An 11,068-nucleotide genomic window follows, 5' to 3' on the forward strand; every position below is an offset into this window, starting at 1 on the left:
CGCGGCACGGCCGGGCGCGCCAAATAAGCGCCGACGGTTCGCTTGCCGGCAAAGCACTTCGGTTGCAATACGAATCGCGTCTGTCGATTTGCCGTGCCCGGTTTGCGGATTCGCCGGTCGATGCATTGCTTCGGGAAGCCGGGTCTCGTGTTGGCGCGCGGTACGTACGATGCGACTCCAGGGCGATCGCGACCGGCTGAGCATGGCTGCCGGATTCGCGGATCGCATCTCACTCGTCGATGGTCTTACGTTACTCGTCCATGAAAGTACCGAGCATCGGGCTGCGTTGCCTCGTATTGATTTGCAGTGCAGGTGCGGCGCAGTTCGCGCGCGCCGACTGCTTCGATCATGCCGCCGCGTATCAGCATGTCAATCCGCTCATCCTGCGCGCCATTGCGTGGCAGGAGTCGCACAACCGTGCCGATGCGATGCACGTCAACGCAAACGGGTCGGTCGACTATGGAATGATGCAGATCAATTCGATTCATCTTTCGCCGCTTTCGCGCTTCGGCGTCGGAAGAGAGGCACTCATGTCCCCGTGCAAGAGCGTGTACGTCGCGGCGTGGCTGTTGCGGCGCCAGGTCGACAAATATGGCAATACCTGGGCCGCGGTCGGCGCGTATCACTCGGCGACGCCGTCCCTGCGCGACGATTATGCGCGCCGCATAAGTGGCATTTTGCGGCGCTGGAAGATGCTTCCCGAGGACCGGTCGGGCATCCGCACCGCGCAGCGGCCGGAGGCCCGTCCGATCGACGCTTCCGTCACGGAACCGGAGCAGTCGACGGTGCTTGCCCATCGCGTGAACGATCGGCATCGACCAGCCGTCGATGCCCGTTCGGAACTCGAGCTGCTGGCGATGCAGGCTGATCTCGAGCTGGGGCAGTCGCGCAGATAGCGGCGAGGACGCGCCACGCCGCTCCACGTTGCTGTCATGCGCGACCTGCCGATGCACTAGCCGTTGCCGGACGAAAGCGCCGGGCCATTGCGCGCCCCGGTACCGGCATACTCGATCACAGTCGGTACGATCGCACCGAGCGCGGCGATGCCGAGCCCCAGATAGTGGTTCCAGTTCGCTTTCTCGCCAAGCGCCAACGCCGTGAAGGCGAGACTGAAAATGGCCCGAAAGGCCTCCTGCACGTTGCGGATCGTATAGGCGGACGGGGTGCCTTGCACGGGCGCCTGAGGCAACTTGCCCGCTTCTTTATTGGCCATTTCGGAAAACGTGGTGGAAAGCTGAAGCAGCGGGAATTCGCCCAGCAGAAACCTGACCGATCGCAGCCAGTTTTTGGTCCACGCCCGGTAGGGATTTTGGTCGTCCTCCATGCCGATCTTCAGGAAACGTGCGAGGCGCCCGTCGCCCGGTTTGGCGCCGCCGAGAAATTGCCCGAGATTGGCGAACGCTTGCAATACCGAAGACGTCACGCCGAAGATCGCGGCGCGGTGGTTGATGTCCGAGAGCCACGCATTTTGAACGGAAGGGCCGATGGCGCCGAGCACGGACCCGACCGTGCTCAGGATCGCCATCGCGGCAAAGAACGCCGTTCTTCTCGGCGTGGCGCTGTCACGCAATTCCGCTATCGCGCGTTCCGCGTCCTGCGCATGCGCGAGTGCCGCGTCGATTCGGGTCAGGCGTTCGTCATCGTCGGGGAGATCGTTGCGGAACTCGCGAACGGCGCTCTGTATTGCCGCGAAATTGCCGCTGAACCGCTCGACGTGCGTTCCATAATCGGCCGCGGGCGACGCGGGATGCATGTCGCGTGGAAGCACTTCAGGTTCGCGAGGAAAGATGGCGTCGTGCAATCGGGCGATGGAAGCGCAGGCATTGTCCAGATCGGCGTTCATCTCGACGAAATCCTCGGCAGGGACGGTGTCGAGCCAGGTGTTCAGAGATGGTACGGGATTCCGTATTCCCGCCTGCTCCGCCGGTGCCGAATGCGCTCGCGAAGTGTGGGTGGGGAGGACGGAAGATCGATCGTCGCCGGAGCGTGCCGATTTTTTCGACAGCGTGTCGAAAACGGGCCGAAGCATGCGAATGATCAAGCCGTTCAACGCACCGGTTTGAAACGCGGCGCCTGTGGCGCTCAGTGCAAATCCGGCAACTTGATAGCCCGGAGGAGGTTCCTGCCCGGTAGCCTTGTTGATGCCGAACAGGATCGCGAGCGCGAAAGCCTGGTCGAGCGCCTGCGCAAAACCCTGTAACTGGTTTATCTGACCACCGGCATCCTTGAATCGTCGTTGCCCGTCGGTGGCAAGCGGATATTCCGTTACGGCAGCGAAGAGCAGTGCAAGCGCCGATCGGGATGTCACCAGCTTCGTCATTTCCCCGACGTTGTCGAAGCGCACATGGGTCGCCGGAATGAGTCCGGGCAGCGCGTACCATGCCGCATTCTTGGCCGCGATCGCCCCGACTACTTCCGCAAGTGCGATGCGGCGCTGGGTTCTGCTGACCTTCGACGACGCACCGGAGTCGATCTCCGGCGATGCGGCGGCCAACTGCGATTCGAGGTCGCCGACCAGACGCTCGAGCAATGCCTTCACCGGCCCCGCGGCCGCGATGAAATTCTGGGCGTCATCGATCTTTCGACGATTCTCCTCCGTCAGGCAATCGGGGCCCGGGCCGCGCAGTTCATCGGTGACCCTGCGATGAACATCGGCGGCTTTGGCCAGCGAGGCGGTGAGCCGGTGCGTCACCTTTTCCAGTCCCGCGAGCATGGCCCGCGCGTCGCGCGCGCCGATTGACGCAGGCGGATGAGCCTCGACGGCATGCATCTCGACAGCATTCGGTTCAAGCGCGATCGCTGCGTGGGAGATGGACATCGAGGGCGTCGTCGATACCCCGCTATTCGATGACGGTGCCCGACTTCTCCGGCGATTGTCCGGCGATCCGGCTGCCGGGGAGCGGTCGCTCCGGTTTATCGCTTGAAGTGCGATCAGGCCAGGGGAGGCGCTCGCTCGGGATCGCGTCGTTTCCGTCGAATTGGTCGGTGCGCCGGCGTCAGTCGGGCCGGCCGGGTCCGCCGTGGAGTCTGGCACGCCGGTATTACATAGGCTCGTGGTTCGCATGAGTATCTGCTTTCGTTGTCGATAACGCGCGGAGGCTCAATGATCGGCGGTACATCGTTCGATTGCTCACGCAGCACGATGTGCGCATCGAAATTGCGAAAGCATTCGCGAGGTGAACGGGCGAGCGGTCTAGCGTCGAAGGCATTGTCTGACTTTGGCCGGCGATCATGCGGATTTTGTACGACGCTTTTTTCAGAGCGGAGGGGGGAATAGCCGAACGCCTCGGGTGTTATAGATAGCGAAAACCGTCACTCCCTCACATGAAATCGTGTGGCTATCCGGATGATGATTCGTTTGTGAAGGCCTCTCGTCGACTGCGGAACGTCGCCAGATACATTCCGATACGCGAGAGACATATGCGAGATACATGGCGGGCTCCCAATGACGCATGACGTCGGGTTCGGCAAACACCGGTTTTCACGACGTGTGGGGAACCGGACGTCGATCGCAAATGACCGGGAGTACGACAATGCATGACAGCAAGGTTTGGTTCATCACGGGCTGCTCCGGCGGCCTGGGTCTTCAGCTTGCGGAGGCCGTGCTTTCCGCCGGCCACAAACTGGCGGCAACGGCGAGGGACGTGACGCGTCTGGCCAGCCTGACGGACGCCTATGGCGACCGGATTCTGGCGATCCCGCTGGACATCACCGATCCGGACGCGGCGCGCGGTGCCGTCAGCCTGGCAGTGGAGCAATTCGGTCGTCTCGACGTGCTGGTAAACAACGCGGGCTACGCCGATCTGGCGTCGATCGAAGACATCACCGACAGCGCGCTGCACGAGCAGATCGAGGTCAACTTCTTCGGCGTGTGCAACGTCACGCGTGCGGCACTGCCGTTCATGCGGCGGCAACGGGCCGGCCACATCATTCAGATTTCGTCGGTGGGCGGAAGAGTCGGCGGCCCCGGACTCGCCGCCTATCAGGCAGCCAAGTGGGCGGTGGGCGGGTTCTCCGAAGTGCTGGCGAAGGAGGTCCGCGATTTCGGCATCCAGGTCACGATCGTCGAGCCGGGATCGATGCGGACCCGTTGGGCCGGTTCGTCGATGACCATTCCGCCGATCAGCGACGCGTACAAGCCGATCATCGAGCCGGTAGCGGCACGCTTGCGTAGCATCGACGGCGCGCAACCCGGCGATCCCGCGCGGATTGCCCGGGCGCTGCTCGGCATCGCCGGCTCGCCGACAGCGCCTTTGCGATTGCTGATGGGCAGCGACGCGGTCGCGGTGGCCGGCGCGGCGGCAAGGTTCCGTGCGGAAGAGGACGCGCAATGGCGCGAATTGAGCGAATCGGTTTCGTTTCCGCCGGCGCAGGCCGAATGAAGCCGGCTGCCGGAGACCGCCGATGACCACGCCGTCCGAAGACAACATCGTCGCGCGGGTGCTGCTGAACGTGCTCGATCCGTCCGCCGAGCAGCTCCACGCGTGCACGAAGAAGTGGCCCGTCGGGCACCGGCCGCGCCGTGCAAGCGCAGGTTCGCGCATGGCGCGGCGGCCCGTCAACGTCGTGATCGTGAGGCGGATTTCGGCCAGCGCGATCAGCGTCTCGTGGAGCGACGCGTGTCTGGGCAAATCTACCGAGCAGATCTGGAGCAGAGGGTTTGCCGACGGCGCGGCGGTCTGTGCACTGACCGGGCGTTGCATCGGCCGCGGCGACCCGGTGTTTCGCCCTCACGCCGGCGAGGCGCGCGTTCCGGTCAGTCGGGAGCTCACGATCCTCGCCGCAACCGTCGCGCAGCGTCCCGATTTGTCGCTCGCCGATACCTGAGCGCGTCGCGCGCGTGTGCGGGGACGTTGGCTGTCGTCGGCGCCTATACGAACGTATGCGGCGCATCATCGGAACAGTTCATTTCCGCGATTGCGGATTGTGCGGATCATGTTGCGATGGCCTGGGGGCGGCGAGCTTGTCGCGTCGCCGCCCGAATCGACCGGAATCTTGAAACAAGGGGAAGCATGATGGCCGATCCACGCACGATGTCGCCGCGCGTCGCCTCGTTCGTGCTGCTCGGCGCGCTGCTGACGGCATGCGGCTACGGCGCGACATTTCTGCTGTCGATGCATTTCCGTGTGGCGGGCGGAAGCGACATCGACACGGGGGCCGCACTGGCCGAAGCGATGATCGGTGCGCTGCTCGGCCTGCCGCTGGTCGCATGGTGCGCGCACCGGATCGGCGCCGCGCGGGCGACCGCGCTGGCGGCGCTGGTCGTCGGCGCGGGCGTCGTCGGCTTCGCGCTGATCGCGCGCACCGGCTCGCTGAGCGTCGTGCCCGGCTTGCTGGTCGGCATCGGTTGGGGCGGCTTCTGCCTCGCGGCGCCGATGATGATCGCAGAGCGCACGGCGGATATCGAACGTGAGCGCTGGTTCCTGCGGTTCGGGTCGTTTCAGATGGCCGGCGTCGGCGGCGGTCCGGCCGTTGCGGCACTTGCGATACGCAATTGGCACTGGACGACGGGCGCGGTGTTCTGCACGGTCGGCGCGCTGTGCGCGACGGCCGCGGTGATGCTGGAATGTTTCGGTCGCCTCTCGCCTGCGTCGCACGCCGTTGCGCCGCCGAGGCGGGATCGGTGGGTACGCGAGATGGGCGCGATCGCCCGCACGCCTGCGATTTATCCGATCGCGATCATCGCGCTCGGCTCGAGCGTCTTCTCGGGGCTGATGACGTTCCAGATGTCGATGGCGCAGGGCCCCGGCGTGAAGGCCGGAACGTTTTTCGGTCTGTATTCCGCCACGGTGGTCGTCATCCGCGGGCTGCTCGGTGCGGTCGTGATTCAGATCCGCGTCAGCGCGACGACGCAGATCCTGCTCGGCTTCATGATCCTGAGCGTCGCCGTGACGTTTGCGGTGCCGCACAACGCGCTGCTACATTCGGCCAGCGCCGTGCTGCTCGGCACCGGGTATGGCCTCATCTATCCAATCGTTCAGGCGCAGGCCGTCAACAGTGCCGATGCGCGGCACCGGCACGCCGTGCTGACGTGGTTCGTGGCGTCGTATTTCGTCGGCGCATTCGGATTCCCCGCGCTCGGCAGCATGGTGCTGGTCAGCATGGGCAAGACGATGCTGTTGATACTGATCGCGGCATGCGGGCTGGCGGCGCTGCTTCTGTCGATCGTCGAGCACCGCAAGCGGGCATTGCCGGTGGCGTGCTGAACGCACGCGCCGGTGTTCCGGAATCCGTCTGCCGTTGCGACGCGCGACGATGGTCGGCGTCGAGCGCCGACGAGGCGAGCAGCCTCCGACGGTCAGCTCACGGCTTCCTCGAGAATCGCGCGGACTTCTTCGAGCAGTCCGCGTATCGCGCCATGGCTCGTATGCGTGAGACGTAGCACGCCATCGATCGTGCACGCGCCGATGATCTGGTCGTCGGCGAAACCCGACGTCACGATGGGGCCCCACAGCGCCTTGAGCGACAAGCCTTCGTACTGGGAAGCAATCGGCTGATTGCCCAGATTCGACACCATGACGTCGAAGGCCAGCACGGCCGATAGAAACCCGGCCGCATGCTCGACGCTGGGCCGAGCGGACATCACGGCATCCAGTGCCTTTAGTTCCGCCGCCACGCTCTCGCGCGCTTGCGACGGTGCAAGATCCTGTTTGATCTTGCGGGCGGCAGTCCATAGATCCGTACCGCGCGGGTGTTCGTCGATCGTGATGGTCTGCGTGATGTAGACGCCGGCGGCGACACGCGCGTCGTCGGAGAGACCGCGCAGGTCGATCGGCGTGACGGTTCTCAACGCGCGTTCGGTCCACGCGCTGGACAGACGCCGGCCGGCTTCGTGAACGGCCGCGGCAATCGCGCCATGCACGGTGGTTTGCTCGGCACGTGCGCGGACCACGAGCCGGCGGGTGACGTCGGCGGAAAGCGCAATGGCGTCGACATGCGGCGCTTGCGCGGCGTCCGGACGAAATGGCTTGGGTGCGGGCGCCGGCGCGGGGGGCGGCAAGACGGCGGCGTCGTTAAGATCGGTATCAAGCATGGTCTCCAGCGACGGCACCAACGGCAACGGCCCCGGTCGCTCGCCCGACAGCTGCGCAACAGATCGTCGATCAGCGATGCACTGCCCATGCCGTCGACCACGGAATGATGCGCAACCAGAATCAGCGTCGAGCTGCATTCGCCTTGCAGCAAGGTCGCGCGCAGCAGCGGCGCCGCGGACCCGACGAAGCGCGTGGCGATTTCGTGGGCCGCTTCCGCCTGCCACGCAGTCGGGTCTTGCTCGAGCACGCGCAACGGCACCGCGGCGTCAGTCACGCGATAGAAGCCTGAATGCTGTTGCGCGTCGATGGCGATGCAGGTCGATAGCAGCGGATGCCTGTGCTGCAACGCCTGAAACGCCGCCTGCCATGCGTCCGGCGCAAAGCGCCGGTCGATCTCGGCGACCATCGCGAAGTGCGTCGGCCGATTCTGGTCGAGCAGCCAGAACAGGTGTTCCGTGCTCCCGAGCGTTCGCACGAGCCGCTGATTGTCGTCGATTTCCTGTGGTTGATTCCGCACCGCTTGACTCCCGAAGTGATGGTCTGCCTCAACAGAACAATCGAGGAGGGTGCGCTATTCCGCCGTGACCGAATTGCTCGACATGTGCCGGACTATTTTTTCCTGTCGTCGGGGTTGTAGGTCACATAGAGCTTCGTATAGCCGGGCGTGTCGAAATGTCCCGTCCATCCCTTCGGAAGCGTAACGGCCTCACCGGTCTTCACGAGCATCACCGAACCGTCCGACGACGTGAGCTTCACGCTGCCTGAAAGGAAGTACAGGAACTCGTTGTACGGCAGCCCGTGCGGCCCCTTGATTTCCTCATGCGACGGCCCGGATCGATACACGCCGGTCTGGTAAGCGTTGTCGGTCGACGTGAACGTCGCGACGTCCGCGCTCGTTTCGCCGGCTTCGTCTTTTTTCACGGCATCGGCGCGATTGAATATCGCACCGGCAAGGTCGGACCTCGACGCCTTGATCGGCTTGATCGTTTCGGCGTGCGCGTCGACCGCAGTCATGACGCTGAACAGCAGCAGCGCTGCGAGGGCGTATCTGGACATCGGCTATCTCTCCGTTGGTTTTTTCGTGGCAGCGACGTGAAGGGTGAACGCGCTGTCGTGGCGCCATTTTGTCGGAAAAACCGGGCTTTGTTTGGCGATCGACCGAAAACGAGACGGCAGTTTTGTTTCTCAATGTGTATGAAACCGGCCTGGATACATGGCCTTGCAAAAGCCATTTGTCGAGACACACGTCAGATACGTCGTCTGGATTTAATGCAACTCATCGATCGAATCCGATCAGGGCGCTCGAGACGGCTTCGCGAGATCAGCGACCGCCGAGCGCCCCGACAGATTCGCGACAGCCGAATTTATCCAGGAGAACGACATGAAAGTAAAGACGATCGCTTTGGTTTTCGCGGCGTGCGCCGCCGTTGCAGCCACCACTTCCGCTTTTGCAAGCAGCGCCGTCGACACGAGCATCAACGACCAGACCGTCGGGCAAGCGAGCCAATGGGCGCCGGGCGGCAAGGCGCCGAAGGGCAAGACGCGCGCCCAGGTTCGCGCGGAACTGGTGCAGGCGGAGAAAGACGGCCAGCTCGCGGCGCTCGAACAGCTCTACCGCGGCAGTTGATCGCCGGCCTCGCCATTCATCCACCCTGTTCAACACGGTACCGACCATGAACCACGAAACGAAAATTCTGTACACCGGCGAGGTTCGCACCACCGGCGGGCGCGACGGCGCCGCGCACAGCGCGGACGGCCGCCTGGATGTGAAGCTCTCCGCTCCCGGCTCGGCCGCGCCCGGCACGAATCCCGAGCAGTTGCTGGCCGCGGGCTGGTCGGCCTGCTTCATCGGAGCGATGGGCCTGGCCGCGCAAAAGCTGAAGGTTTCGCTGCCGCGCGACACGCATGTCGATGCGCAGATCGATCTGGCCACGAACGACGGCGCGTACTTCCTGCAGGCACGGCTGAACGTCAGCGTGCCGGGCGTCGACGCCGACGTCGCGCAGGCGCTGGTCGATGCGGCGCACCAGACGTGTCCGTATTCGAAGGCGACGCGCGGCAACATCGACGTGGTCGTCACGGTGGCCTGATACGCGTGCGGCGCTCGACGCGATCGACGCGCCGTTGGCAACTCTCCGGAAGGTGCAATGACCGCATTGACGTGGTGTGCGATTTTTCTTGCCGCACTGACGGCGATCTCGAGGATGCCGCGCGGGCTCACGCTGAGCCTGCTCGCCATCGGCTATGCGATCGCGTTCGCGTCGCGGCAGTTGCAGCCGATCGCGCTCGTGCCGATTGCACTGCTGGTCGGCACCGGCGTGCTGTTGCAGCGGAATCTGCCGTTCGCCGGCAAGGTTTTGTGCAACGTCGTCTTCTGCGTCATTGCGGTCGGACTGTTTCAGCACTGGCTGCCGGGTTTCGACAATCTCAGGGTGATTCATGCGGCACGCCTGACGCCGGATGCGGCGCCCTACACGATGTATCTGAACTTCGACAAGCCGCTGATCGCATTCTGGCTGGTGCTGGCCTACCCGTGGGTTCTGCCGGAGAAGCCGCTGTCGACACGGGTGATCGCGGCGGTCGTCGCGTGCGCGGCGACCTCGGTGGTCTGCTTCTCGATCGCCTGGTGGGCCGGGTTGATTGCGTGGGCGCCGAAGTGGCCGCATTTCGCGTGGCTGTGGGTGCTCGACAACCTTCTGCTGGTCGCGTTCGCGGAAGAAGCATTTTTCCGCGGCTATATCCAGGCGGGCGTGACGCGGTTGATGCGCGCGCAACCGAATGCCGGCTGGCTGGCGCTTGTCGCAGGCGCCGTGCTGTTCGGCCTTGCTCATTACCAGGGCGGCGCGCTGCTGGTTCTGCTGGCCGGCCTGTCAGGCATCGGATACGGGCTCGCCGCTCGCGCCGGCGGCTTGCAATCGGCCGTGCTCGCGCACTTCGGCGTCAATCTGGTGCAGTTCGGGTTGCTGACCTATCCGTTCATCGCCCGGGCCTGAGCGAACGCGCGCTCTGGCACGAGGACCTGTGATCCGGCAGTTCGGGTAATACGCGACGGCGGATGGAATATCTGCGCCGTCCAGCTGTTTACGTGGACTGCAGGGGTGTTGCCCGCTTAATTTCGCCTAAACCCATGGATACACGTCAGATACTGCAGTTCGTCAACGTCGGCTTGGTTGCACCGCGGGAGGATCGACGTAGATGACCGCAGCCGAACTGTCCGCCATGCTCCCCGCGATGCTGCCGCGCCTCTGGACCTTCGCGCTGCGAATCTCCGGCGACCGGCACGACGCCGAGGATCTCGTGCAGGGCGCGTGCGTCCGTGCGCTCGAACGCGCGCATCAGCTACGACCGGGAACCGCGCCGCTCAGCTGGATGTTCTCGATCGTGCAATCCACCTGGCTCAACGAACTCCGCGCACGCAGCGTGCGTCGGCGCTCGGGCATGGACTGGGACGACGACCTGCTCGAAACCATCGCCGATCCCACCGCGCCGACCCTGGAACAGCAGGCGCTGGATGCGCAGATCGTCAGGGCGGTGCAGCAGCTGCCCGAAGCGCAGCGCGTGGTCATGTTGCTGGTCGCCGTGGAGGGGCTCAGCTATGGCGAAGCGGCCGAGGCGCTCGGCGTACCCATCGGGACGATCATGAGCCGGCTTTCGCGTGCCCGCCAGACGATCGGCGCCCTGTTCAGCGATGGAAAGGAACGACCCATGAAGGGCGCAGCGAAGAGTGAGGATCAGGGGGCATGAAAATGGACGACATCCTGCTCATGGCATACGTGGATGGCGAACTCACGTCGCACGAGCGCGAGGAAGTCGACAGGGCGATTGGCACGTCGGCCGATATCGCCAGGCGGGTTGCCCTGTTCGAAGCATCGGTGTTGCCCTATCAGTATGCGTTCCAGCGCCAGGAATGGCCGCCGCTGCCGCAGAGCCTGGTCAGCAAGGTCGCTGAAATCGCGCAGGCGTACACCGGGCCTCCGGCGCCGTCCGCGGTCGGCGGTGCACGTCGCGCGGATGCGCCGGCGTCGCGGCCCGAC

At 64.6% G+C, this 11,068-nt stretch carries 13 protein-coding genes and 1 pseudogene; 10 read left to right on the forward strand and 4 right to left on the reverse strand.

All coding sequences use genetic code 11. The annotated features are described in order from the left end of the window. Positions 1 to 260: 260 nt before the first annotated feature. Positions 261 to 701: pseudogene (locus tag F3J14_RS07275) on the forward strand (lytic transglycosylase domain-containing protein); the annotation flags it as partial. Positions 702 to 952: 251 nt separating this feature from the next. Here F3J14_RS07275 and F3J14_RS07280 read toward each other — a convergent pair. Beyond that, a complete protein-coding gene (locus F3J14_RS07280; protein WP_166722433.1) occupies positions 953 to 2,818 on the reverse strand; it encodes a hypothetical protein in 1,866 nt (621 codons plus the stop codon). A gap of 715 nt (positions 2,819 to 3,533) precedes the next feature. Here F3J14_RS07280 and F3J14_RS07285 point away from each other — a divergent pair. The 3 genes from F3J14_RS07285 (at position 3,534) to F3J14_RS07295 (ending at position 6,206) form a co-directional block, all read left to right on the forward strand. Continuing rightward, positions 3,534 to 4,382 (forward strand): SDR family NAD(P)-dependent oxidoreductase, encoded by an 849-nt coding sequence (locus F3J14_RS07285; protein WP_166722434.1) that lies wholly within the window; start codon positions 3,534 to 3,536, stop codon positions 4,380 to 4,382. Between the two features lie 22 nt (positions 4,383 to 4,404). Beyond that, on the forward strand, positions 4,405 to 4,827 hold the full coding sequence (locus tag F3J14_RS07290; RefSeq protein ID WP_166722435.1) for a DUF3331 domain-containing protein: 423 nt from the start codon (positions 4,405 to 4,407) through the stop codon (positions 4,825 to 4,827). Between the two features lie 185 nt (positions 4,828 to 5,012). Beyond that, the gene (locus F3J14_RS07295; RefSeq protein WP_166722436.1) at positions 5,013 to 6,206 is read left to right on the forward strand and encodes an MFS transporter; all 1,194 of its coding nucleotides are present in this window, start codon (positions 5,013 to 5,015) and stop codon (positions 6,204 to 6,206) included. A gap of 92 nt (positions 6,207 to 6,298) precedes the next feature. Here the strand turns inward: F3J14_RS07295 and F3J14_RS35570 are convergent, their stop codons facing one another. Beyond that, complete coding sequence (locus tag F3J14_RS35570) at positions 6,299 to 6,892, reverse strand: hypothetical protein (protein ID WP_348771954.1); 594 nt, start codon at positions 6,890 to 6,892, stop codon at positions 6,299 to 6,301. Next, positions 6,787 to 7,440, reverse strand: coding sequence for a condensation domain-containing protein (locus F3J14_RS35575; protein ID WP_247682157.1), 654 nt, complete (start codon positions 7,438 to 7,440; stop codon positions 6,787 to 6,789). Before F3J14_RS35575 ends, F3J14_RS35570 begins: the two co-directional genes overlap by 106 nt. Here F3J14_RS35575 and F3J14_RS35580 point away from each other — a divergent pair. Further along, entirely contained in the window at positions 7,372 to 7,671 is a 300-nt protein-coding gene (locus tag F3J14_RS35580) for a hypothetical protein (RefSeq protein ID WP_247682158.1), read from the forward strand. The two genes, F3J14_RS35575 and F3J14_RS35580, sit on opposite strands and share 69 nt — an antisense overlap. On the opposite strand, the gene F3J14_RS07305 is transcribed toward F3J14_RS35580, so the two are convergent. Continuing rightward, positions 7,644 to 8,090: a cupin domain-containing protein gene (locus tag F3J14_RS07305; protein WP_105787667.1), complete on the reverse strand. Its 447-nt coding sequence runs from the start codon at positions 8,088 to 8,090 to the stop codon at positions 7,644 to 7,646. The genes F3J14_RS35580 and F3J14_RS07305 overlap by 28 nt on opposite strands. A 325-nt stretch (positions 8,091 to 8,415) precedes the next feature. Between F3J14_RS07305 and F3J14_RS07310 the strand changes: the two genes are divergently transcribed. From F3J14_RS07310 to F3J14_RS07330, 5 genes are all read left to right on the forward strand, one after another. Continuing rightward, the gene (locus F3J14_RS07310; RefSeq protein WP_166722437.1) at positions 8,416 to 8,661 is read left to right on the forward strand and encodes a DUF4148 domain-containing protein; all 246 of its coding nucleotides are present in this window, start codon (positions 8,416 to 8,418) and stop codon (positions 8,659 to 8,661) included. 46 nt (positions 8,662 to 8,707) lie between these two features. Next, positions 8,708 to 9,124 carry an organic hydroperoxide resistance protein gene (locus F3J14_RS07315; RefSeq protein WP_012372778.1) on the forward strand — a complete coding sequence of 139 codons (417 nt, stop codon included), beginning with the start codon at positions 8,708 to 8,710 and terminating at the stop codon, positions 9,122 to 9,124. Positions 9,125 to 9,181: 57 nt separating this feature from the next. Beyond that, positions 9,182 to 10,027 (forward strand): CPBP family intramembrane glutamic endopeptidase, encoded by an 846-nt coding sequence (locus F3J14_RS07320; protein WP_166722438.1) that lies wholly within the window; start codon positions 9,182 to 9,184, stop codon positions 10,025 to 10,027. 202 nt (positions 10,028 to 10,229) lie between these two features. Further along, positions 10,230 to 10,778, forward strand: coding sequence for an RNA polymerase sigma factor (locus tag F3J14_RS07325; protein WP_006751176.1), 549 nt, complete (start codon positions 10,230 to 10,232; stop codon positions 10,776 to 10,778). Next, the coding region (locus F3J14_RS07330) for a zf-HC2 domain-containing protein (RefSeq protein WP_166722439.1) at positions 10,775 to 11,068 on the forward strand (294 nt) is incomplete at its 3' end. The genes F3J14_RS07325 and F3J14_RS07330, both read left to right, overlap by 4 nt.

Source organism: Burkholderia sp. Tr-862 (assembly GCF_011753085.1).
Lineage (GTDB): Bacteria > Pseudomonadota > Gammaproteobacteria > Burkholderiales > Burkholderiaceae > Burkholderia > Burkholderia ambifaria.